Source organism: Streptomyces sp. NPDC004327 (assembly GCF_042873935.1).
Classification (GTDB): Bacteria; Actinomycetota; Actinomycetes; order Streptomycetales; family Streptomycetaceae; genus Streptomyces.
Genome location: NZ_JBIAME010000009.1, coordinates 256,135 through 278,390, shown reverse-complemented (window position 1 = coordinate 278,390; position 22,256 = coordinate 256,135). Strand labels below are relative to the sequence as shown.

The 22,256-nt window shown below is 73.6% G+C and carries 20 protein-coding genes; 15 read left to right on the top strand and 5 right to left on the bottom strand.

The window, feature by feature from the left end:
- Positions 1–20 precede the first annotated feature (20 nt).
- The 4 genes from ACFYU9_RS29395 to nudC all read left to right on the top strand — a co-directional run bounded on the left by ACFYU9_RS29395 (position 21) and on the right by nudC (position 6,952).
- Complete coding sequence (locus ACFYU9_RS29395) at positions 21–884, top strand: hypothetical protein (protein ID WP_389346669.1); 864 nt, start codon at positions 21–23, stop codon at positions 882–884.
- A 151-nt stretch (positions 885–1,035) separates the two neighbouring features.
- Positions 1,036–4,509, top strand: a complete 3,474-nt coding sequence (locus ACFYU9_RS29390; protein WP_389346667.1) for a UvrD-helicase domain-containing protein — start codon at positions 1,036–1,038, stop codon at positions 4,507–4,509.
- A 10-nt stretch (positions 4,510–4,519) separates the two neighbouring features.
- On the top strand, positions 4,520–5,950 hold the full coding sequence (locus tag ACFYU9_RS29385) for a dipeptidase (protein ID WP_389208245.1): 1,431 nt from the start codon (positions 4,520–4,522) through the stop codon (positions 5,948–5,950).
- A 60-nt stretch (positions 5,951–6,010) separates the two neighbouring features.
- Positions 6,011–6,952 carry an NAD(+) diphosphatase gene (gene nudC / locus ACFYU9_RS29380; protein WP_389208247.1) on the top strand — a complete coding sequence of 314 codons (942 nt, stop codon included), beginning with the start codon at positions 6,011–6,013 and terminating at the stop codon, positions 6,950–6,952.
- 133 nt (positions 6,953–7,085) lie between these two features.
- Here nudC and ACFYU9_RS29375 read toward each other — a convergent pair whose 3' ends face one another.
- On the bottom strand, positions 7,086–7,343 hold the full coding sequence (locus ACFYU9_RS29375) for a mycoredoxin (protein WP_389208249.1): 258 nt from the start codon (positions 7,341–7,343) through the stop codon (positions 7,086–7,088).
- 171 nt (positions 7,344–7,514) lie between these two features.
- Here ACFYU9_RS29375 and ACFYU9_RS29370 point away from each other — a divergent pair, with 171 nt between their 5' ends.
- From ACFYU9_RS29370 to ACFYU9_RS29350, 5 genes are all read left to right on the top strand, one after another.
- On the top strand, positions 7,515–9,710 hold the full coding sequence (locus ACFYU9_RS29370) for an ATP-dependent DNA helicase UvrD2 (protein ID WP_389346664.1): 2,196 nt from the start codon (positions 7,515–7,517) through the stop codon (positions 9,708–9,710).
- A 188-nt stretch (positions 9,711–9,898) separates the two neighbouring features.
- Positions 9,899–10,246 carry a hypothetical protein gene (locus ACFYU9_RS29365; RefSeq protein ID WP_389208253.1) on the top strand — a complete coding sequence of 116 codons (348 nt, stop codon included), beginning with the start codon at positions 9,899–9,901 and terminating at the stop codon, positions 10,244–10,246.
- A gap of 173 nt (positions 10,247–10,419) precedes the next feature.
- Positions 10,420–10,788 (top strand): WhiB family transcriptional regulator, encoded by a 369-nt coding sequence (locus tag ACFYU9_RS29360; RefSeq protein ID WP_389208255.1) that lies wholly within the window; start codon positions 10,420–10,422, stop codon positions 10,786–10,788.
- Complete coding sequence (locus tag ACFYU9_RS29355; protein WP_389208257.1) at positions 10,785–11,108, top strand: hypothetical protein; 324 nt, start codon at positions 10,785–10,787, stop codon at positions 11,106–11,108. The genes ACFYU9_RS29360 and ACFYU9_RS29355 overlap by 4 nt, the downstream gene beginning before the upstream one ends.
- Before the next feature lie 99 nt (positions 11,109–11,207).
- Positions 11,208–11,390 (top strand): hypothetical protein, encoded by a 183-nt coding sequence (locus tag ACFYU9_RS29350; protein WP_389208259.1) that lies wholly within the window; start codon positions 11,208–11,210, stop codon positions 11,388–11,390.
- 27 nt (positions 11,391–11,417) lie between these two features.
- Here the strand turns inward: ACFYU9_RS29350 and ACFYU9_RS29345 are convergent, their stop codons facing one another.
- Positions 11,418–12,779, bottom strand: a complete 1,362-nt coding sequence (locus tag ACFYU9_RS29345; protein WP_389346662.1) for an ABC1 kinase family protein — start codon at positions 12,777–12,779, stop codon at positions 11,418–11,420.
- A gap of 55 nt (positions 12,780–12,834) precedes the next feature.
- Positions 12,835–13,992, bottom strand: a complete 1,158-nt coding sequence (locus ACFYU9_RS29340) for a TOMM precursor leader peptide-binding protein (protein WP_389208263.1) — start codon at positions 13,990–13,992, stop codon at positions 12,835–12,837.
- A 166-nt stretch (positions 13,993–14,158) separates the two neighbouring features.
- Here ACFYU9_RS29340 and ACFYU9_RS29335 point away from each other — a divergent pair, with 166 nt between their 5' ends.
- The 4 genes from ACFYU9_RS29335 to ACFYU9_RS29320 all read left to right on the top strand — a co-directional run bounded on the left by ACFYU9_RS29335 (position 14,159) and on the right by ACFYU9_RS29320 (position 18,044).
- The gene (locus tag ACFYU9_RS29335; RefSeq protein WP_389346660.1) at positions 14,159–14,734 is read left to right on the top strand and encodes a M48 family metallopeptidase; all 576 of its coding nucleotides are present in this window, start codon (positions 14,159–14,161) and stop codon (positions 14,732–14,734) included.
- Between the two features lie 153 nt (positions 14,735–14,887).
- Positions 14,888–16,579 carry a TerD family protein gene (locus tag ACFYU9_RS29330; protein WP_389346658.1) on the top strand — a complete coding sequence of 564 codons (1,692 nt, stop codon included), beginning with the start codon at positions 14,888–14,890 and terminating at the stop codon, positions 16,577–16,579.
- A gap of 11 nt (positions 16,580–16,590) precedes the next feature.
- A complete protein-coding gene (locus ACFYU9_RS29325; protein ID WP_389208269.1) occupies positions 16,591–17,271 on the top strand; it encodes an AIM24 family protein in 681 nt (226 codons plus the stop codon).
- 17 nt (positions 17,272–17,288) lie between these two features.
- Positions 17,289–18,044: an AIM24 family protein gene (locus ACFYU9_RS29320; RefSeq protein ID WP_389208271.1), complete on the top strand. Its 756-nt coding sequence runs from the start codon at positions 17,289–17,291 to the stop codon at positions 18,042–18,044.
- 73 nt (positions 18,045–18,117) lie between these two features.
- On the opposite strand, the gene ACFYU9_RS29315 is transcribed toward ACFYU9_RS29320, so the two are convergent.
- Both ACFYU9_RS29315 and ACFYU9_RS29310 read right to left on the bottom strand, forming a co-directional pair.
- The gene (locus ACFYU9_RS29315; protein ID WP_389208273.1) at positions 18,118–18,642 is read right to left on the bottom strand and encodes an NUDIX hydrolase; all 525 of its coding nucleotides are present in this window, start codon (positions 18,640–18,642) and stop codon (positions 18,118–18,120) included.
- A complete protein-coding gene (locus tag ACFYU9_RS29310) occupies positions 18,639–20,072 on the bottom strand; it encodes a zinc-dependent metalloprotease (protein ID WP_389208275.1) in 1,434 nt (477 codons plus the stop codon). The genes ACFYU9_RS29315 and ACFYU9_RS29310 overlap by 4 nt, the downstream gene beginning before the upstream one ends.
- A 232-nt stretch (positions 20,073–20,304) precedes the next feature.
- Here ACFYU9_RS29310 and ACFYU9_RS29305 point away from each other — a divergent pair, with 232 nt between their 5' ends.
- Positions 20,305–21,414, top strand: a complete 1,110-nt coding sequence (locus tag ACFYU9_RS29305; RefSeq protein ID WP_389208276.1) for an SDR family oxidoreductase — start codon at positions 20,305–20,307, stop codon at positions 21,412–21,414.
- A 109-nt stretch (positions 21,415–21,523) separates the two neighbouring features.
- Positions 21,524–22,000 (top strand): molybdenum cofactor biosynthesis protein MoaE, encoded by a 477-nt coding sequence (locus ACFYU9_RS29300; RefSeq protein ID WP_389346656.1) that lies wholly within the window; start codon positions 21,524–21,526, stop codon positions 21,998–22,000.
- Positions 22,001–22,256: the final 256 nt, after the last annotated feature.

The window sequence follows — 22,256 nt, the reverse complement described above, 5'->3', positions numbered from 1 at the left end:
AGAACCGCGAGGAGGCTCGCATGGCGTCCCACACCAAGCCGCCCGTCAAGCCGTCCGCCGGACCGTCCACCGGGCCGTCCACGAGGCCGCGCGTCCGGCTGCCCCGGCTCCGCGTCGCCGCCGTCACCGGCACCCTGTGCGCCGCGCTGGTCGCCGGAGCCGGGCCCGCCGCCCTGGCCGCCCACGCGGCGCCGACGCCCCCGCCCGACCCCTTCAAGGGCCTGACCGCCGACCAGATCGCCGACAAGGCCGTCACCGCCACCCAGTCCGCGACCTCGCTCCGCCTGGCAGGCCGGGTCGTCTCCGGCGGCCAGCCGCTGGACGTCGACTTCTCCGTGAACGACCACCACCAGTGCACCGGCGTGGTCCGGCTGAGCGGCGGCGCCGCCGAGCTGCGGCAGACCGGCACCGTCACGTACATGAAGGGCGACGAGGCGTTCTGGCGCGCCTCCATGACCTCCCAGGGCATGCCCGAACCGCAGATCGAGGCCACGATCGAGCTGCTCAAGGGCCGCTGGCTGAAGATCCCGCAGGGCCAGCCCGGTACGGAGGACCTGACCGGCGTCTGCGACCTCAAGGCCCTCCTCGCCGACCTCGGCCGGAACAAGGCCGAGCGCACCGGACTCACCCGCGGCCCGGACGGCCAGGTCAAGGGCACCCCCGTCGCCACGGTCGTGAAGCGGAAGACCACCGGCGAGACCACCACCGTGTCCGTGTCGCAGCGCGGCAAGCCGTACATCCTCCGGATGGTCAAGCGCGGCGGCAGCGAGCCCGGCGTCGTGGTCCTCTCGGACTACGACAAGCCCGTGAAGGTCGTCGCCCCGCCCGCCGACCAGACCGTCGACCTCTCCAAGCTGGAGCAGGGCAACAGCACCCCGGCCTGACGCGGGCCCGGCGGCGACGCCCCCGCCGGCCGCAGGCGGGGGCCGGCCGGGCGACCGGCTCCCGCGCGGGCCCGGCGGGCCGGACCGGTGTGTCGGGCCCGGCGGGCCGGACCGGCCGGGATTGTCAGCGCGTCCGGTTAGCCTTTTTCGAGTGACCGCACGCATCACCGACCCCGAGCAGCTCAAGGAGCTGCTCGGCATCCCGTTCACCCCGGAGCAGACGGCCTGCATCACCGCGCCGCCCGCCCCGCAGGTCATCGTGGCCGGAGCCGGTTCCGGCAAGACGACGGTGATGGCCGCCCGGGTGGTCTGGCTGGTCGGCACGGGCCAGGTGGCCCCCGAGCAGGTCCTCGGCCTGACCTTCACCAACAAGGCCGCCGGCGAGCTCGCCGAGCGCGTGCGCACCGCCCTCGTCCGCGCCGGCGTCACCGACCCGGACCCCGTCCCGGAGCCCGGCGGCGCCCCCGACGACCTGCCCGGCGAGCCGCGCATCTCCACGTACCACGCCTTCGCCGGCCAGCTCCTTACCGACCACGGCCTGCGCATCGGCCTGGAGCCCACCTCGCGCCTGCTCGCCGACGCCACCCGCTACCAGCTCGCCGCCCGCGTGCTGCGCGAGGCCCCCGGCCCGTACCCCGCGCTCACCCGCTCCTTCCCGACCCTCGTCGGCGACCTCCTCGCGCTCGACGCCGAGCTCGCCGAGCACCTCGTCCCGCCCGAGCGCCTGCTCGCCCACGACACCGAGCTGCTCACCGACCTCGCCGGCGCCAAGCTCACCAACGCCGACCTGCGCAAACTCCCCGAGGCCGGCGCCGCGCGCCGCGAGCTGCTCGACCTCGTCGTCCGCTACCGCGCGGCCAAGCGCTCCCGCGACCTGCTCGACTTCGGCGACCAGATCGCGCTCTCCGCCGAGCTCGCCACCACCCGCCCCGAGGTCGGCGCGATCCTCCGCGACGAGTTCCGGGTCGTGCTGCTCGACGAGTACCAGGACACCTCCGTCGCCCAGCGGCTGCTCCTGTCCGGCCTCTTCGGGCAGGGCACCGGGCACGCCGTCACCGCCGTCGGCGACCCCTGCCAGGCCATCTACGGCTGGCGCGGCGCCTCCGTCGCCAACCTCGACGACTTCCCCGAGCACTTCCCGTACGAGGACGGCAGCCCCGCCACCCGCTTCGCGCTCTCCGAGAACCGGCGCAGCGGCGGCCGCCTCCTCGACCTCGCCAACGGCCTCGCCGCCCCGCTGCGGGCCATGCACGAGGGCGTCGAGGCGCTGCGGCCCGCGCCGGGCGCCGAGCGGGACGGCAGCGTGCGGATCGCGCTCCTGCCCACGCACGCCGAGGAGCTCGACTGGCTGGCCGGCTCCCTCGCCCACCTCGTCCGCACCGGCACCCCGCCCGGCGAGATCGCCGTCCTGTGCCGCACCGCCACCGACTTCCCCGCGATCCAGGCCGCCCTCGTCGCCCGCGACGTCCCCGTCGAGGTCGTCGGCCTCTCCGGGCTGCTCCACCTGCCCGAGATCGCCGACCTCGTCGCCGTCTGCGAGGTCCTCCAGGACCCGGGCGCCAACGCCTCCCTGGTCCGCCTCCTCACCGGCCCCCGCTGGCGCATCGGCCCCCGCGACCTCGCCCTCCTCGGCCGCCGCGCCCGGCTCCTCGTGCACCGGCCCGGCGAGCGGGCCGACGCCGACCAGCGGCTCGCCGCCGCCGTCGAGGGCGTCGACCCGGCCGAGGTGATCTCGCTGGCCGACGCGCTCGACACCTTCCTCGACCCGGGCGGCGAGGACGACGGCCTGCCGTTCTCCGCCGAGGCCCGCGTCCGCTTCGCCCGCCTCGCCGCCGAGCTGCGCGCGCTGCGCACCTCGCTCGCCGACCCGCTGATGGACGTGCTGCACCGGGTGCTCGCCGCCACCGGCCTGGAGGTCGAGCTGTCGGCCTCCCCGCACGCCCTGGCCGCCCGCCGCCGCGAGACCCTCGGCAACTTCCTCGACATCGCCGCAGGCTTCGCCTCCCTCGACGGCGAGGCCACCCTGCTCGCCTTCCTCGGCTTCCTGCGCACGGCCGCGCAGTACGAGAAGGGCCTGGACAACGCGCTCCCCGGCGGCGAGGACACGGTCAAGGTGATGACCGCCCACAAGTCCAAGGGCCTGGAGTGGGACGTCGTCGCGGTGCCCGGTCTGGTCACCGGCCAGTTCCCGTCCACCCGCGCCCGCGAGTCCTGGACCGCCCAGCCCCAGGTCCTCCCGCACGCCCTGCGCGGCGACGCGGCGACCCTGCCGGCCCTCGACGTATGGACCCCGGCCGCCATGAAGGCCTTCAAGGAGGAACTCCGCGACCACCAGCACACCGAGGAGCTCCGCCTCGGCTACGTGACCTTCACCCGCCCCCGCTCCCTCCTCCTCGGCTCCGCCCACTGGTGGGGTCCCTCCCAGAAGAAGCCGCGCGGCCCGTCGGACTTCCTGACGGCCCTTCACGACCACTGCGCGGCCGGCCACGGCGAGATCGAGGCATGGGCGGACGAGCCGGCGGAGGGCGAGGAGAACCCGGTCCTTGCGGCGGAGACGAGGGACCAGGCATGGCCGCTGCCGCTGGACAAGGAGAGCCTGGAGCGGCGGCGGGCGGCGGCGGAGGCCGTCCTGACCCGGCTGTGGGCGCGGGAAGCGCCCACCCCCGCCCCCGTCCCGGAGGACCCGGACGGCCTCTGGTTTCCCGACGACCTGACGGACCCGCACGAGCCGCCGAACGACCCGGAGTGGGACGAGCCCGCCCCGCACGAGCCCGCCCCGCACTCGCCGGCCCCGCGCGCGCCCGCCCCGCACGCGGACGTCCCGCACGCGGACGTCCCGCACGCGGACGTCCCCGCGCCCCGCGCCGAGGCCCGGCCCGCCCTCACGCCCGAAGACGCCCGCACCATCGCCTCCTGGGACCGCGACCTCACCTCGCTCACCGCCGAGCTCCACCGCTCCCGCGCCACCACGCGTGACGTCCTGCTGCCCGCGTACCTGTCCGCCTCGCAGGTGCTGCGGCTCGCCGCCGACCCCGACGGCTTCGCCAAGGAGCTGGCGCGGCCGATGCCGAAGCCGCCGCAGCCGGCGGCCCGGCGCGGCACCCGCTTCCACGCGTGGGTGGAGTCGCGGTTCGACGAGCTGCCGCTGCCGATGCTGGGCCCGGAGGAGCTGCCCGGCGGCGAGGAGTTCGCCGGGGAGCCGGAGATCCTGGACGAGCGGGACCTGGAGACGCTGAAGGAGGCGTTCGGCCGCACGCCGTACGCCCGCCGCAGCCCGTACAAGGTCGAGATACCGGTCCACCTCTCGCTCGCCGGCCGGGTGGTGCGGGGCCGGATCGACGCCGTCTACCGGGACGCGGACACCGGCGCGTACGAGATCGTCGACTGGAAGACGAGCAGGCTGCGCAACGCGGACCCGCTCCAGCTGGCGATCTACCGCCTCGCCTGGGCCGAGCAGCACGGGCTCGACCCGGAGGAGGTGGCCGCCGCGTTCGTCTACGTGCGGACCGGCGAGGTCGTGCGGCCCCGGCGGCTGCCCGGCCGGGCTGAGCTGGAGGCGATCCTGCGCGGGGAGCCCGGTGAAGGTGACCCGGCCGGGGACGGAGCGCCGTTCGGCGCCGGATAGGCTCGGTGCCATGAGCGAGACCCCGGACAACGCCGTCCACGCCGTATCGACCGACGCCGTGCGCGCGTACATCGCGCGGCACCGCACCGCCTTCCTCGACGACCTCGCCGAGTGGCTGCGGATCCCGTCCGTGTCGGCGCAGCCCGAGCGGGCCGGCGACGTGCGGCGCAGCGCCGAGTGGCTCGCCGCCAAGCTGACGGACACCGGGTTCGCGACGGTCGAGGTGTGGGAGACGGACGGTGCTCCGGCCGTCTTCGCCGACTGGCCGTCCGGCGAGCCCGACGCGCCGACCGTCCTGGTCTACGGACACCACGACGTGCAGCCCGCCGCCCGCGAGGACGGCTGGCACACCGAGCCGTTCGAGCCCACGGTCGTCGACGGCCGGATGTACGCGCGGGGCGCGGCCGACGACAAGGGCCAGGTCTTCTTCCACACGCTCGGCGTGCGCGCGCATCTCGCCGCGACCGGCCGCACCGCGCCCGCCGTCAACCTCAAGCTGCTCGTGGAGGGTGAGGAGGAGTCGGGTTCGCCGCACTTCCGCGCCCTGGTGGAGAAGCACGCGGACCGGCTCGCCGCCGATCTGGTGATCGTCTCCGACACCGGCATGTGGTCGGAGACCACGCCCACGGTGTGCACCGGCATGCGCGGCGTCGCGGACTGCGAGATCGACCTGTTCGGACCCGACCAGGACATCCACTCCGGTTCCTTCGGCGGCGCCGTGCCCAACCCGGCGACCGTCGCCGGCCGGATCGTCGCCGCGCTGCACGACGCCGACGAGCGGGTCGCGATCCCCGGTTTCTACGAGGGTGTCACCGAGCTGTCCGAGGCGGAGCGGGCGCTCGTCGCCGAGCTGCCCTTCGACGAGGCCGGCTGGCTGACCACGGCCAAGTCGCACGGCACCCTCGGCGAGGCCGGCTACTCCACCCTGGAGCGCGTCTGGGCCCGCCCGACGGCGGAGGTCAACGGCATCGGCGGCGGCTACCAGGGCCCCGGCGGCAAGACGATCGTCCCCGCCTCCGCCCATCTGAAGCTGTCGTTCCGGCTCGTCTCGGGCCAGGACCCGGCGCGGATCGAGACGCTCGTCCGCGCGTGGCTGGCCGGACTGGTCCCGGCGGGCGTCCGGTACGAGATCGTCTTCGGCGCCCCGACCCGGCCCTGCCTCACCCCGCTCGACCACCCGGCCCTCAAGGCCGTGGCCGGCGCGATGAGCCGGGCCTTCGACGGCGCCAAGGTCCGCTACACCCGTGAGGGCGGCTCGGGACCGGCCGCCGACCTCCAGGAGGTGCTCGGCACGCCGGTGCTGTTCCTGGGCATCTCGGTCCCGTCCGACGGCTGGCACGCCCCCAACGAGAAGATCGAGCTGGATCTCCTCATGAAGGGCGTCGAGACGACCGCCCATCTGTGGGGCGAGCTGCCCGCCGCCGTCCGCCCGGTCCACTGACCGCCCAGTCCACTGACCGCTGAGCCCACTGCACATGATCCGGGGGAGTTGGAAGCACCTGTGAGCACCTTGAACAACGCGTTCGCGGACCGCCCGATCTCGCTGACCGCCCCGAGCGGGATCGACCGGGCCGCTCACCACCGCCTCGACGAGGCGTGGCTCGCGGCCGCCTGGAGCCACCCGACGACCAGGGTCTTCGTGGTCTCGGGCGGCCAGGTGCTGATCGACGACACGCCGGACGGCCGGACCGAGCTGGTCATGACCCCGGCCTTCGAGGCCCCGCCGACCGAGACGCACCGCTACTTCCTCGGCACGGACGAGGACGGCGTCTCCTACTTCGCGCTGCAGAAGGACAGCCTGCCGGGCCGCATGGACCAGTCCGCGCGGCCGGCCGGGCTGCGCGAGGCGGGGCTGCTGCTCTCGGCGCGGGACGCCGGCCTGATGACGCACGCGGTGGCGCTGGAGAACTGGCAGCGGCTGCACCGCTTCTGTTCGCGCTGCGGCGAGCGCACGGTGGTCGCGGCCGCCGGGCACATCCGGCGCTGCCAGGCCTGCGGCGCGGAGCACTACCCGCGTACCGACCCGGCGGTGATAATGCTGGTCACCGACGACCAGGACCGGGCGCTGCTCGGCCGCCAGGTGCACTGGCCGGAGGGCCGCTTCTCGACGCTCGCGGGCTTCGTCGAGCCGGGCGAGTCCATCGAGCAGTCCGTGGCGCGCGAGGTCTTCGAGGAGGCGGGCGTCACGGTCGGCGAGGTCGAGTACGTGGCGAGCCAGCCGTGGCCGTTCCCGTCCAGCCTGATGCTGGGCTTCTTCGCCAAGGCGACCTCCTCGGAGATACACGTGGACGGCGAGGAGATCCACGAGGCCCGCTGGTTCTCCCGCGAGGACCTGGCCGCGTGCTTCGAGTCGGGCGAGGTGCTGGCGCCGTACGGGATCTCGATCGCCTCGCGACTGATCGAGCTCTGGTACGGCAAGCCGCTGCCGAAGCCGGGCGTGTGAGCGCGGTTCCTGCCTGAGCGGAAGCCCGAGTGGAAGCCCGAGCGGAAGCCCGAGCGGAAGCCCGAGTGGAAGCGGAACAGCCCCCTCCCGGCCTGCCGGGAGGGGGCTGTTTTCAGTCAGCGGGCGCCGTCGGTCAGACGGCCAGGGCCTGCTTGACCTGCGCCAGGCTCGGGTTCGGCATGGCGACCTGCTCGGCGCCGGAGGCCGGGACCACGACCACGGTCGGAACGAGCTGGTTGCCGCCGTTGACGCTCTCGACGAACTTCGCCGACTCCGGGTCCTGCTCGATGTTGATCTCGGTGTACGCGATGCCCTCGCGGTCCAGCTGGCTCTTCAGCCGGCGGCAGTAGCCGCACCACGTCGTGCTGTACATCGTCACAGTGCCCTGCATGGCCTGGCGCTCCTCGTGTCGGGGTTGCTCGGGGTCGGTGCCGAGAAGAAGAACGTACGTCGTCACCCGGCCATTCCCGGAACGCGACTGCCCCGGATTCGTATGACCAAAGCCTCACACCTGTGGACAACGCGCCGCACCGACCCCGTGCGACCTGGCAGCATTGACCGGGTGACAGCAGCAACGCACTCCACTCTCTTCCCGCAGGTCCCGGACACGGCCGACGCGGTGCTCGACGGGCTCGACCCGGAGCAGCGCGAGGTCGCCCTGGCGCTGAGCGGCCCGGTGTGCGTCCTCGCCGGTGCCGGCACGGGCAAGACGCGGGCCATCACCCACCGCATCGCCTACGGGGTCCGGGCGGGCGTGCTCGCGCCCGCCAGTGTGCTCGCCGTCACGTTCACCAACCGCGCCGCCGGCGAGATGCGCGGCCGGCTGCGGCAGCTCGGCGCGGGCGGCGTGCAGGCCCGCACCTTCCACTCGGCCGCCCTCCGCCAGCTCCAGTACTTCTGGCCGAAAGCCGTCGGTGGCGAGCTGCCCCGGCTCCTGGAGCGGAAGGTCCAGCTGGTCGCCGAGGCCGCCGCGCGCTGCCGGGTCCGGCTCGACCGCAACGAGCTGCGGGACGTCACGAGCGAGATCGAGTGGGCCAAGGTCACCCAGACCGTCCCCGCCGACTATCCGGCAGCCGTCGCCAAGTCGGTGCGCGACGCCCCGCGCGACCCCGCGGAGATCGGGCAGATCTACGCGATGTACGAGCAGCTGAAGCGCGAGCGCGACGTCATCGACTTCGAGGACGTGCTGCTGCTCACGGTCGGCATCCTCCAGGACCGGCACGACATCGCCGACCAGATCCGCCGCCAGTACCAGCACTTCGTGGTCGACGAGTACCAGGACGTCTCGCCGCTCCAGCAGCGGCTGCTCGACCTGTGGCTCGGCGACCGGGACAACCTGTGCGTGGTCGGCGACGCCAGCCAGACGATCTACTCCTTCACCGGCGCCACCCCCGACCACCTGCTGAACTTCCGCACCCGTCACCCGGGCGCGACCGTGGTCAAGCTGGTGCGGGACTACCGCTCCACCCCGCAGGTCGTGCACCTGGCCAACGGGCTGCTCGGCCAGGCCCGCGGCCGGGCCGCCGAGCACCGCCTGGAGCTGGTCTCCCAGCGCGAGTCCGGCCCCGAGCCCGTCTACACCGAGTACGCGGACGAGCCCGCCGAGGCCGAGGGCACCGCCCGCCGGATCCGCGACCTCATCGCCGCCGGCGTGCCGGCCGGCGAGATCGCCGTGCTCTACCGGGTCAACGCCCAGTCGGAGGTCTACGAGCAGGCCCTCGCCGACGCCGGCGTGCCCTACCAGCTGCGCGGCGCCGAGCGCTTCTTCGAGCGCCAGGAGGTGCGCGAGGCGGGTGCCGCGCTGCGCGGCGCCGCCCGCTTCGGGGCCAACGACTCCCTCCTCGACGGCGTCGAGGAGCTGCCGTCCCAGGTCCGGGCCGTGCTCTCCGGCAAGGGCTGGACCAGCGAGCCGCCGGCCGGCTCCGGAGCCGTGCGCGACCGCTGGGAGTCGCTGGCCGCGCTGGTCCGGCTCGCCGAGGACTTCGCCCGGGCCAAGCCCGGCGCCACCCTCTCCGACCTGGTCGCCGAGCTCGACGAGCGGGCCGCCGCCCAGCACGCCCCCACCGTCCAGGGCGTCACGCTCGCCTCGCTGCACGCCGCCAAGGGCCTGGAGTGGGACGCCGTGTTCCTGGTCGGCCTCACCGAGGGCATGATGCCGATCACGTACGCCAAGACCGACGAGCAGGTCGAGGAGGAGCGCCGGCTGCTCTACGTGGGCGTGACCCGGGCCCGGGTCCACCTCCGGCTGTCGTGGGCGCTGTCCCGCTCCCCGGGCGGCCGCGCCAACCGGCGACCCACCCGCTTCCTCAAGGGCCTGCGGCCCGGCTCGGGCCCGCTGGGCGCGGCCGGCGGGGCCGGTGCCGGTGGCGGGGGAGTCGAGCGGGGCGCCGGCGCCGGCGCCGCCGCCGGGCGGCGCAAGCGGCGCGGGCCGGTGCTCTGCCGGGTCTGCGGCGCCACGCTCACCGAGGCCGGCGAGATGAAGCTGATGCGCTGCGAGGACTGCCCCTCGGACATGGACGAGGCGCTGTACGAGCGGCTGCGGGAGTGGCGCGCGGTGCAGGCCCGCGCACTGGGCCAGCCCGCCTATTGCGTGTTCACCGACAAGACGCTCATGGCGATCGCCGAGCAGCTGCCGGGCTCCGGCGGAGAGCTCGCGGCGATCCCCGGAGTGGGCGCCCGCAAGCTGGACCGCTTCGGCGTCGATGTTCTCGCCATCTGCGCAGGTGAGGAGCCCGGAGGAAGCGACGACGAGGGCTGAGGAAAACTCGTCGGAAAAATAGTTTGCGCCCGCCCCGTCAAGCCCCATAGGTTCTTAACCACGGGAACAGCGGCTTCTTTGAAGCCCTGTCTTCGTGCTGTACTTGTCCAAGTGGCTGTACATGTCCTAAAAGCATGAGGGTCCGGCTCACCCCGAGCCCTCCGAGACGCCGAAGGGAGGCGATTCCAGTGATCAGCATCATCAACATCAAGACCAGCACCGCCAAAATGACCGATCTCTCGGTCGTCGCCTCCGCATGCTCGCTCGGCCTCTCCGCCTTTACGTCCTCCAGCCTCCGTGGCACCGGTCTGTCCGGCGCCGGACTGCCTCTCGGCATGTCCGGTCTGCTGATGGATCGCCCGGAGCGCAATGAGCGACCGACCAAGGCACTGGAAGCAGGAGTAGTGGGCAAGGCCCAGGCCACGGCCTATGGCATTGCGGCCACCGCGACCGGTGCCGGTATCCAGCAGCAGACGACGCAGCACCACACGATGTGGGCCTTCCGTGGGCTCGAACCCTGGAGTGATCCAGCCTGATCGACGATCAGGCCGGCGCCTTCAGGGCCGCGGAACCCCATCAGGGATCCGCGGCCCTTCTGTTTGTCCCCGAACGGGGCTGACGGAGCGAAGGGGCCTCGGGACCAGCAGCGACCGGTACCACCGAGAACCCGGCCCACCAGGCCGGAACGACCAGACGAGGAAGAAAACCCGTGCAACTCGAAGCGCACGCCCCGTCCGTACCGCCTTCCGAAACGATCCCCCCGCCCGGCCTCACGGAGGACTTCGCCTTGACCCCCCTCACCTCGCTCACCGCGCTCGACGACGCCATCGAGAACCTCGGCGTACCCGTCCCCTGCCGCGCATTCGACCCCGAGGTCTTCTTCGCCGAGTCCCCGGCCGACGTCGAGTACGCCAAGTCGCTCTGCAAGACCTGTCCGCTCATGGAGGCGTGCCTCGCGGGCGCCAAGGAGCGGCGCGAGCCGTGGGGCGTCTGGGGTGGCGAGCTCTTCGTCCAGGGCGTGGTCGTGGCCCGCAAGCGGCCCCGTGGCCGTCCGCGCAAGAACCCGGTCGCGGCATGAACGCCATCGGAACCATCGACCGCCCCCTCACGCACGATCCCCAGAAGCAGGCCCCGATGACCTCGTCCGCCCCCGAGCCGGCCGGCTCCGCGACCCCCGAACTTTCGATGAACGGCGCGATGCGCTCGCGTCAGAACAGGACCCGTGAGATGCAACTCATTCCAGAAGCCCTGGCTCGTGCCCATATGCATGAGCGCCTGCGGGAAGTCGAGGCGGAACGCCAGGCCGTGCGCCTGGTCGCCGCCCGGCGGATGCAGCGGCGCGCCGAGCGCGTGTCGATGCGCGCCCGCCGCGCGCTCGCCATGGCCGTCATGCACTGATCCAGGCAGCCACCCGATCCGCGGGGGCCGGTCCGAACGGACCGGCCCCCGCGGTGCGTTGCACCGGCCGCGGCTGCCCGCCGGGTTATCGTCACCAAGGTGAACGACGACCCCGCCGCCGAGCCCCGCTTCGTCTGTGACCGCTGCGGCAAGACCGCCCGGGAACTCCCCGTCACCTGGACCTGTTCGGTGGAGAACGGCTCCCGCCGCTACTTCTGCGAGGACTGCGCCCGCGCCAACATCAGGGCCATCGAGGGCCGCCTCGACTCCTCCTGGTGGTGACCGGGCGCCGGCCCGGACCCCGGCGCCTCAGGCCTCCGCCGCCTGCGGCTCCGTGAACCCGGGCAGCCACCGGGCCAGCTCGTCCCGCAGCCGTACGGTCGCGCCCAGCTGGCACAGCACCCCGATCGTGCTCAACGTCACACGGTGTATCAGCAGATACGAGGGCGGCAGATTCATCTGCTTGCCCAACTGGTGCGCGGGCGAGCGGGGATCGGCGATCCGGGCCGCCTGGGAGCGCATCCAGCCGCGGGTGAAACCGAACGCGTCCACCTCGGCCGGCTCGATGATCGGCAGCAGGTACTCCAGGACCGCGTCCGGGTCCAGCGCGATGGACTTCTTCACGAAGCCCTCCGCGCACAGCAGCTCGTACACCGTCTCCGCCTCACCGGCCAGCGTCATCCGCAGACAGGTGCCGATCGTCTCCGGCAGCCCGCCCGGCAGCCGGTCCACCGTGCCGAAGTCCAGCACGCCCAGCCGCCACGAGCCGGCCCCGGCCTCGTCGTCGCCGGCCGGGCCGGGCAGCAGCCGGAAGTTGCCCGGGTGCGGATCGGCGTGGAGCAGCCCGGTGCGTGCGGGACCCGAGAAGAGGAACCGGGCGAGGAGCTGCCCGGCCCGGTCGCGCTGCTCCGGCGTGCCGTCCGCGATCACCTCCGACAGCGGCACCCCGTCCATCCACTCCGTCACCAGGACCTGCTCCGACTGGTGCACCACGTCCGGCACCACCACGTCCGGGTCGCCCGCGAACTCCTGCGCGTGCCGCCGCTGTGCCTCGGCCTCGAGCCCGTAGTCCAGCTCCTCCGCGACCCGGTCCCGCAGCTCCGTGATCAGCGGCTTGAGGTCCATGCCGGGGATCAGCGGGCCGAGCAGCCGCGCGAACCGGCTGAGCTGCGTCAGATCCGAGAGCAGCGCCGCCCCGGCCCCCGGGTACTGCACCTTGACCGCGACCTCGCGGCCGTCGTGCCACACCGCGCGGTGCACCTGACCGATCGAGGCCGCGGCCGACGGCTTGTCCTCGAACTCCAGGAACAGCTCCCGCCACTCCTTGCCGAGCCGCTCCGCGAGCACCCCGTGCACCGTGCCCGCAGGCAGCGGCGGCGCGGCCTCCTGAAGCCTGGTCAGCGCCGCCCGGTAGGGCCCGGCGACCTCCTCGGGCAGCGCCGACTCGAAGACCGACAGGGCCTGCCCGAGCTTCATCGCCCCGCCCTTCAACTCGCCCAGCACCTTGAACAGCTGATCGGCCGTCCGCTGCTGGAGCTCCCGCGTCACCAGCTCCGCGGACTTCCCGCCGATCCGCTTGCCCAGGCCCCAGGTGGCCCGGCCGGCGAAGCCGAGCGGCAACGCGGCCAGCTTGGCGGTCCGGGTGACCGCCTTCCGGGGAAGATCAGACATGCGCCCTCCAGGTCCCGAGTACGTGAAGTCCCAGCTGTCGTGCTGCACAGGCTCGTTACCCCGCCATTGTGTCCCGCGCGGCTTTCCGGGGTGCCACCGCCGCCGGGGCATGCTCTCCCCGCGGGGCGAGCCGCGCCCCGCACGGACACGCCGGGTGCGGCCGGACCGGCGCCGAGCGCCACTCCAGCAGCGGCAGCGACACCTCCCAGCGCGCCCCGGTGCTCGACGGCAGATCGCCGTCCAGGAACGCCAGGGCGTGCGCCGCGGCGAGCCCCGCGACCGCGGCCGCCAGCGACACGTCACAGGCGGGCAGCGGATGCGGCGCGCCCGAGCGCCACTGGGCCGGCAGCCGCGGCCAGACCGGCTCCCGGTCGGCCTGCTCCCGCTGTATGCAGCCCGCGCAGGCCGTGCCGCCGGGCAGCACGAGCGGACCCACCACACCGGTCGCCTCCAGCACCCCGGCGTACAGGTGCGGGATGCCCGCGGCGAGCCAGCTCTCGGCCGGCAGCGGGTCCGGCACATAGGCGCCGAGCCCGTCCCTGGGCGTCACCACCACGAGCGAGAGCCCCGGCTCCGCGCCGCCGTCCGCGCTTCCCGGCGGCCGCCCGCCCGGCGCCGCCCGGCCCACGAGCCGCCGCGCCGCCACCGCCCGGCGCTCGCCGACCGCCTCGGCCGGCACCCCGCCCGGCGCCACCTCCCACGGCGCGACCGTCCCGGAGTCCAGGACCTCCACCCGGCCCACCCCCGCCGCCGACAGCAGCGCCGCCACCGCCGCGCCCACCCGGCCCGTGCCCCGCACCTGCACCCGCAGCGCCCGGCGCGCGGCCATCGCCCGCGCCGCCCCGTCCGGCGCCCGGTGCACCACGGAGAGTGAGGCCAGGTCCGCCCGCAGCGGATCGAGCTCCGGGTCCGCCCGCCCCGCCGGCGCGCCCGGAGGCCCGCCGCCCGGTGGCCGCACGGACGCGTCGGCGATCAGCCCGGCCGCCTCGAGCCGCCCGAGCAGCGCCTCCAGATGCCCCTCCGGCAGCCCGAGCCGCCGGGCCTCCGCCCGCAGCAGCTCCGTCCCGCGCGTCCCGTCGAGGAGCCCGATCAGACTGCCCGTCGCCGGATCCACCGGTCCGAGCACCACCGCGTGCGCGGGCGTCACCCCGAACTGCACGCACCGCAGATTGCGCCAGGCGCGCCGCAGCGCCGGCTTCACCATCGGATGCACGACCCACCCCCGTGAACCACGTGAACGATCTCGGTTCGCCGTTCCCGGATCCAGGTTGCCCGGGCCGCGCCGGCGGTGCGCCGAGTTGTCCACAGGGTGCGGCCGATAATCATCCGAATGCGGGGGTGCGGGACTTCCGCCGCGCACAGCGGGTAACGTCGGGGCCGTGCCGGCCGACCCGAAGCCCAGCGTGACCAGCGGACCGCCCCACGGCTCGGGGACGAGCGCGGTCGAGGTGCGCAGAAGTTCCCGCCGCAGCAGGACGGTCTCGGCCTACCGCGAGGGCGACCGGACCGTGGTGCTCATCCCGGCCCGGATGTCGGAGGCGGAGGAGCGCCGCTGGGTCACCGTCATGCTGGACAAGCTGGCGGCCCAGGAGAGCAGGAAGGTCCCCGGCGACCGGGAGCTGACCGAGCGCGCCGAGCGGCTGTCGGAGCAGTACTTCGGCGGCCGGGCCCGGCCCGCGTCCGTGCGCTGGGTGACCAACCAGAACAGCCGCTGGGGCTCCTGCACCCCCGCCGAGGGCAGCATCCGGCTCTCCCACCGGCTCCAGGGCATGCCCGAGTACGTCGTCGACTACGTGCTCTGCCACGAGCTCGCCCATCTCCTGGTGCCCGGTCACGGGCCGCGGTTCTGGCGGCTCCTGGACGCGTATCCGCGCACCGAGCGGGCCCGCGGCTACCTGGAGGGCGTGGCCGCCGCGGCCCGTCTGCCGCGGCTGCCGCACGCGCGCGAGGAGTGACCCCGGCCGGGCACCGCTGCGAGGGCCGGTCCGCGTCGCGGTCCGCGTGCCGGTTTCGTACCGATCGCGTACGCGCCTGCCGCGATGTCACGGCCAGCCGTTAGCCTGGCGCGACGCACTCGTACGTTTCGGGATGGGGGACGGTCGTCACACATGGCCAGGGAATTCCAACGCGGCCACAAGGCCAAGATCAGTGATCTCACGGCGGGGACCGATCTGTACGTGGGCGTGCAGATCGCGGCGCCCGGCCTGACCTTCGACATCAGCTGCTTCGGCCTCGACGCGGACGAGCGGCTCTCCGACGACCGCTACTTCGTCTTCTTCAACCAGCCGAAGTCGCCCGAGGAGTCCGTCCAGCTGCTCGGCGCGCAGGCCGGTGACACCGAGTCCTTCCGCATCACCCTGGACCGCGTGCCCGCGCACATCCACAAGCTGTCGTTCACCGCGACGATCGACGGCGCCGGACAGATGTCGCAGGTCGGCCCCGGCTGGATCCGGATCGTCGCGGGCGGCGAGGAGGTCGCCCGCTACGCCTTCACCGGCACGGAGTTCTCCACCGAACGCGCGGTCATGCTCGGCGACTTCTACCTGAAGGACGTGTGGCGCTTCGCCGCCGTCGGCCAGGGCTTCGACGGCGGGCTCGAGGCGCTGCTGAAGAACTTCGGCGGCGAGGTCGTCGAGGAGGAGCAGGCCCCGCAGCAGCAGCCGGCCGACGCGCCGGGCTTCGCCCCGCCGGCCCAGGCCGCCGCGCCGCCCGCGTTCGCCCCGCCCGCCGCGCCCCAGGCCCCGGCGCCCGCGCCGGCGTTCGGCGCACCGCCCGCCCCCGCCCCCGCCCCGGCCCCCGCCCCGGTCCACGCGGCGCCGACGATGGTCGGTCCCCTGGTGCCGCCGGCCCCGCACGCGCCGACGCCGCCGCCGGCTCCGCACGCGCCGACGCCGCCGCCGGCTCATCACGCCCCGACTCCGCCGCCCGCGCCGTACGGACAGCAGCCCCAGCAGCCCGCTCCGTACGGGCAGCAGCCCCAGCAGCCCGCGCCGTACGGGCAGCAGCCGCAGCAGGCCCCGCAGTACGGGCAGCCCGCCCCGGCCCCGTACGGCCAGCCGCAGTTCGGCCAGCAGCCCGCTCCGTACGGGCAGGTACCGGGACAGCAGCCCTATGGCGCGCCGCAGGGCTCACCCCAGGGCCCCGGCGTGACGGCCGCGCTCCAGGTGTTCAAGGAGACTCCGACCGGGCAGCGTTGGACGCCACAGAACGCCAAGCTCGTCCGCGTCGACCTCGGCGTCGGCGGCCAGCCGGTGCTCGCCAGGCAGGGCAGCATGGTGCTCTACCAGGGCAAGGTCGACTTCAGCTACAAGGGAGCCGGCTTCGCCGGCCGCATCGTCGGCAGCGCCACCGGCCAGGAGATGCAGCTGATGCGCTGCACCGGCCACGGCCAGGTGTTCCTCGCCGAGGGGGCCACCCATCTGCACCCGGTCGAGCTCCAGGGCGACGCCATCTGCGTGTCCGCCGAGAACGTGCTCGCCTTCGACGAGTCGTTGCAGTACGAGGTCCGCCGCATCGAGGGACACGGCATTCCCGGCGGCGCCCTGTTCACCATGCAGTTCCAGGGCGTGGGTACGGTCGTCGTGAAGACCCACGGCGTGCCCGTGGTCCTGCCCGTCACACCGACTACGTTCGCCGACTCCAACGCGGTGGTCGCCTGGTCGGCCGCCTCCCAGGTCATCGTCTCCAGCCAGGTGCGGATGCGCCGCAACGCCTATCCCGGCGACACGGGAGAAGGCGTCAACCTCCAGTTCCGGGGCGCACCCGGCAACTTCATCGTCGTCCAGCCGTACGAGGTCTGAGGGAGCCCGTCATGAACCAGTCGATCGCGGGATACGCCCCCGCCCCCGTCACCGCTCGCATGGAGAACCACGGCAACCACATGCTCAAGGTCGCCCTGCAGAGCGGGCACGACCTCCTCGCCCGCGTCGGCTCGATGGTCGCCTACGAGGGCTTCATCCAGTACGAACCCAACCCGCCGGCCGTGCGCCAGATCGCCCGTGACTGGATCACCGGCGAGGGCGCGCCCCTCATGAAGTGCACGGGCGACGGTCTGCTGTACCTCGCCGACTACGGCGCCAACGTCGTCGTCATCCAGCTCAACGGCGACGGCATCTCCGTCAACGCCACCAACCTGCTCGCCTTCGACGCCCATCTGACCTGGGGCGTCGAGCGGGTGAAGGGTCTGGCGAAGTTCGCCGGACAAGGGCTGTGGAACACCACCATCTCCGGACAGGGCTGGGTCGCGCTGACCTCCCGGGGCAAGCCGATCGTCGTCGACTGCGGCGGCGGGGAGGACGAGACGTACGTCGACCCGGACGCGCTCGTCGCCTGGTCCCCGAACCTCAAGGTGAAGGGCAAGCGCAGCTTCAAGGCCCAGTCTCTGATCGGCCGCGGCAGCGGTGAGGCGTTCCAGATGGCCTTCTCCGGCCAGGGCATCGTCGTCGTCCAGCCGAGCGAGGACAGCACCGACCGTCTCCGCGTCCGGGGCTGAAGGAGAGTCAGAGGATCATGCAGAGCCCGATTTTCGCCTTCAACGACCAGCAGACCCAGGAGCGCTGGAGTCTGCAGAACAAGCAGATGCTGCGCGTCACCCTGCAGGGCCACGACGACGTGCTCGCCCGCAAGGGCACGATGATCGCCTACCAGGGGCTCGTCGAGTTCGACGCCGAGTACCGCAGCAACAGCCAGGCGCGCGCACGCGCGCGCACGGGCGAGGGCCTGGACCTCATGCGCTGCCATGGGCAGGGCACCGTCTACCTCGCCAACCTCGCCCAGCACGTCCATGTGATGGACGTGGAGCCCGAGGGGCTGACCGTGGACAGCAGCTACGTGCTTGCCATGGACTCCTCGCTGCACCACGAGGTCATCGCCGTCGACAGCCTGTACGGCATCTCCGGCTCGGGGAAGTACCAGCTGAACATCACCGGCCAGGGCAAGGTCGCCCTCATGACCTCCGGCGCGCCGCTGCTCATGCGGGTCACGCCGGACCGGTACGTGAACTGCGACGCCGACGCCATCGTCGCCTGGTCCACCGGGCTGCGCGTGCAGATGCAGGCACAGACGCACTCCTCCGGAGTGTGGCGGCGGCGCGGCAACACGGGCGAGGGCTGGGAGCTCAGCTTCATGGGCACCGGCTTCGCCCTCGTCCAGCCCAGCGAGCTGCTGCCGCCGCAGCACGCGGTGATCGGGCAGGGCATCGCCGCCCAGTACGGCGTGGGCCAGCACGGTGCGCACGGCCAGAACCAGGGCAACGTCTGGAGCTGACGCGTCCGGACACACATGCGTAAGGGGCGGTCTCCAAGGGAGACCGCCCCTTACCGCTGCCGCACCGGCCGGGTTACCCGAGCCGCGCCAGCGTGCGCTCCACGAGCTGCACCACCGACGTGTCCGCCACGCCGGCCACCTCGTCGTACGCGAACCAGCGCAGGTCCAGCGACTCGTCGCTGATCTCCGCCGCCGCGCCCGCCGGGGCGAGCGCCGCGTACTGCACGTCCAGGTGCCAGTTGCAGGGCGCCGGGATCGGATGCCGGTCGAGGCGCACCGGGCCGCCCGGAAGCAGCGTCAGGCCCGCGATGCCGGACTCCTCCGTCGCCTCGCGCAGCGCCGCCGCCTCGACCGTCGCGTCGCCCGGCTCGCAGTGGCCGCCCATCTGCAGCCACATGTTCAGCTTCTTGTGCAGGGTCAGCAGCACCTGCCCGCGCGAGGGGTCGATCACCAGCGCGCTGCTGGTGAGGTGACCGGCCGTGCAGGGCTTGTACATGCCGTCCTCGTGCTCCGCGAGGTGCGCCAGATAGGCGTCACGAAGCTCCGGCTGGTCCTCGTACCGCTTCAGCACCGAGGCCGCGTCGTCGTACAGGCTCACTTCTCGGTGTCGTCCTTGCCCTCGTCGTCCTTGGCTTGCGGGGAGCGGCCCTCGGCCGCCTCGCCGAGCATCTTGTCCAGCTCGGAGAAGTCCAGGTGCTCGCGGTGGACGAAGCCGTCCGGGTCGTCCAGGTCCGTCGCCGTCGGCAGCATGTCCGGGTGCTCCCACAGACCGTCGCGGCCGTCCACGCCGCGCGCGTCGGTGAGCGAGGCCCACAGGCGCGAGGCGTCCCGCAGCCGGCGCGGCCGCAGCTGGAGGCCGATCAGGGTGGCGAAGGTCTGCTCGGCGGGGCCACCGGTCGCCCGGCGCCGGCGCAGCGTCTCGCGCAGCGCGTCCGCCGAGGTCAGCCGGGCCTTCGCGGCCTCGTGCACCACCGCGTCGACCCAGCCCTCGACGAGCGCGAGCGCCGTCTCCAGACGGGCCAGGGCGGCCTTCTGCTCGGCCGTGTCCTCCGGCTGGAACATGCCCTGCTGGAGCGCCTCCTGCAGCTGCTCCGGATGCGTCGGGTCGAGCTGGCCCACGGCCTCCTCCAGCTTGGAGGTGTCGACCTTGATGCCACGGGCGTAGCCCTCGACGGCGCCGAACAGGTGCGAGCGCAGCCACGGCACGTGCGCGAAGAGCCGCTGGTGGGCGGCCTCGCGCAGGGCCAGGTACAGCCGGACCTCGTCGGCGGGGACGCCCAGGTCCTTGCCGAAGGCCGCGACGTTCAGCGGCAGCAGGGCGGCCTTGCCGGCCGGGCCGAGCGGCAGGCCGACGTCGGTCGAGCCGACGACCTCGCCCGCGAGCACGCCCACGGCCTGCCCGATCTGCTGGCCGAACATGGCGCCGCCCATGGAGCGCATCATGCCGATCAGCGGACCCGCCATGGCCTGCATCTCCTGCGGCAGCACCTCGCCCATCGCCGCGCCGACCCGCTCGGCGACCGGGTCCACGAGCTGCTTCCAGGCCGGCAGGGTCGCCTCGACCCACTCGGCGCGGCTCCACGCCACGGCCGTGTTCGCGCCCGAGGGCAGCGAGGTCACCTGGTCGAGCCACAGGTCGGCCAGGCGCACCGCCTCCTCGACCGCGGCCTTCTCGGCGGCGCCGACGCTCGCGTCCTTGGTGCCGTCGGCAGTGCCCTGCGCCACCACCTGGCGGGCGATCTGCTTGGCCATGTCCCAGTTGACCGGCCCGCCCTCGTAGCTGAGCATCTGGCCGAGCTGCTGGAAGGCCGCGCCCAGGTCCTGGGGGTTCAGCGAACCGAACATCGCGGCGAACGGATTGTCCGCGCCGCCCGGTCCGCCCATGCCGGGCAGCCCGCCGAAACCGAACGGGTTGCCGCCCTGTCCTCCGGACCCCTGGCCACCTCCGGCGGGGTCCTTCTTCTTGCCTTCGTCGCCGTTCTCCGGCTCCTCCGGCGGAAGGCCGAATCCGAATGGGGTGTCACTCACAGGTTTCCTCGGCTCGTAGGGCCGCCGGCTTGCTGCCGACAGCGGACTCTCACCACCAGCGTAGGCGGTGGCCCGCCGGTCAGGCCGGGCCGACCGGCGGGCCGCCGCCCCGACATCCGCACAGGATCCGGGCTCGGTGCTCCGCCGGGCCGTGGCCTGGGGCAGGATGGACGCCACCTGGTACGTACGCGTCATTCGGGTACGTACTGAAGACAACCGCTGGAGACGCCCGGTGAGTTCCCCAGATCCTCAGGTTCGCGCAGCGCGAAACCCGTCAACCCGCCCCGCCGCGCGCGGACCCGTCGTCGCGGTCACCGGTGCCGCGTCCGGCGTCGGTGACCTGCTGACCCGGCGGCTCGCCGAGTCCGAGGAGATCAAGCAGGTCATCGCGATCGACGAGCGCCGGGGGGAGGTGCCCGAGGCGCAGTGGCACATCCTCGACGTGCGCGACCCGGCCATCGCCGAGAAGCTGCGCGGCGCGGACGTCGTCGTGCACCTCGCGGTCGACCTCGACCTGGAGACCGACCCGGCCGCGCGCACCGCGTACAACGTGCGCGGCACCCAGACCGTGCTCACCGCCGCCGCGGCGGCCGGGGTGCACCGGGTCGTGCTGTGCACCTCCGCCATGGTCTACGGGGCGCTGCCCGACAACGACATCCCGCTCTCCGAGGACGCCGAGCTGCGCGCCACGGCCGAGGCGACCGGCGTCGGCGACCTCCTGGAGATCGAGCGCCTGGCCCGCCGCGCGCCGCGCGCCCACCCCGGGCTCAACGTCACCGTGGTCCGGCCGGCGGTCCTGGTCGGCGGCACGGACACGGCGCTGACCCGCTACTTCGAGTCGCCGCGGCTGCTGGTCGTCGCCGGATCGCGCCCGACCTGGCAGTTCTGCCACGTCGAGGACCTGGTCAGCGCGCTGGAGTACGCGGCCCTCGAGAAGGTCGACGGGGAGTTCGCGGTGGGCTGCGCGGGCTGGCTGGAGCAGGAGGAGGTCGAGGAGCTGTCGGGCATCCGGCGCATGGAGCTGCCCTCGGCGGTCGCCCTGGGCGCGGCGGCCCGGCTGCACCGGATCGGGCTCACCCCGTCGCCGGCCGGTGACCTCGCGTACACGATGCACCCCTGGGTGGTCAGCGTCGGGCGCCTGCACGACGCGGGCTGGCGGCCGAAGTGGACCAACGAGGAGGTGCTGGCCGCGCTCCTGGAGGAGGCCGCGGGCCGGCACACCGTCGCCGGGCGCCGGCTCGGCCGCAAGGACGCGACGGCGGCGGGCGCGGCCGGTGCGACCGTGGCGCTGCTCGGCACGGCGGCGCTGGTCCGGCAGATGCGCAAGCGGCGCGGCCTGTAGGACGCACGCCCTGTGGGACGCGCGCCCTGTAGGACCCTCCTACGGAGGGTCCGTCTCGCCGGGCGAAACCGCTATTCCGGCTGTCGGTGCCGTACGGCACGATGGGTCCATGGCAGAGAACCACGCCCACCCGGCCAGCGACCACCCCGGCGAGCGGGCCGCGGCAGACCCGATCAAGCTCCTCGCGATCCGGGACACGCCGCTCTCGGTCGACGAGGTCTTCCGCGCGGTCGGCGACGACGCGGCGGGCGGCACGACCCTCTTCGTCGGCACGGTCCGCAACCACGACGGCGGCGCGGACGTCGACGCGCTCGGCTACTCCTGCCACCCCACCGCCGAGGCGGAGCTGCGCCGCGTCGCCGAGAAGGTCGTCGCGAACTACCCGGTCCGCGCCCTCGCGGCCGTCCACCGGGTGGGTGACCTCCATGTGGGTGACCTCGCGGTCGTCGTCGCGGTCTCCTGCCCGCACCGGGGCGAGGCCTTCGAGGCCTGCCGGAAGCTGATCGACGACCTCAAGCACGAGGTGCCGATCTGGAAGCACCAGACGTTCTCGGACGGCGCCGAGGAGTGGGTGGGGGCCTGCTGAGACGTCTGCCCCGAGTCTGGGGGTCCCCCCGGCCGAAGGCTGGGGGAGGGTGGGCGCCTGCTGAGACGTCTGCCCCGAGTCTGGGGGTCCCCCCGGCCGAAGGCTGGGGGAGGGTGGGCGCCTGCTGAGACGTCTGCCCCGACTCTGAGGGCTTGCCGAGACTCTTGCCTCTGGCAAGGCGCCACGCCGACGACTCGTAGTCGAACGCCCCGATTTGCGTAACCGCCCCCCAGGCGTGAGCGTTGATTCCGCGGAT

Bases quoted from the DNA above. Each gene is read 5' to 3' on its own strand.
- ACFYU9_RS29395 (WP_389346669.1), top strand. From the start codon at position 21: ATGGCGTCCCACACCAAGCCGCCCGTCAAGCCGTCCGCCGGACCGTCC.
- ACFYU9_RS29385 (WP_389208245.1), top strand. From the start codon at position 4,520: ATGAGCGAGACCCCGGACAACGCCGTCCACGCCGTATCGACCGACGCC.
- ACFYU9_RS29375 (WP_389208249.1), bottom strand. From the start codon at position 7,343: ATGCAGGGCACTGTGACGATGTACAGCACGACGTGGTGCGGCTACTGC.
- ACFYU9_RS29355 (WP_389208257.1), top strand. From the start codon at position 10,785: ATGAACGCCATCGGAACCATCGACCGCCCCCTCACGCACGATCCCCAG.
- ACFYU9_RS29345 (WP_389346662.1), bottom strand. From the start codon at position 12,779: ATGTCTGATCTTCCCCGGAAGGCGGTCACCCGGACCGCCAAGCTGGCC.
- ACFYU9_RS29330 (WP_389346658.1), top strand. From the start codon at position 14,888: ATGGCCAGGGAATTCCAACGCGGCCACAAGGCCAAGATCAGTGATCTC.
- ACFYU9_RS29325 (WP_389208269.1), top strand. From the start codon at position 16,591: ATGAACCAGTCGATCGCGGGATACGCCCCCGCCCCCGTCACCGCTCGC.
- ACFYU9_RS29320 (WP_389208271.1), top strand. From the start codon at position 17,289: ATGCAGAGCCCGATTTTCGCCTTCAACGACCAGCAGACCCAGGAGCGC.
- ACFYU9_RS29300 (WP_389346656.1), top strand. From the start codon at position 21,524: ATGGCAGAGAACCACGCCCACCCGGCCAGCGACCACCCCGGCGAGCGG.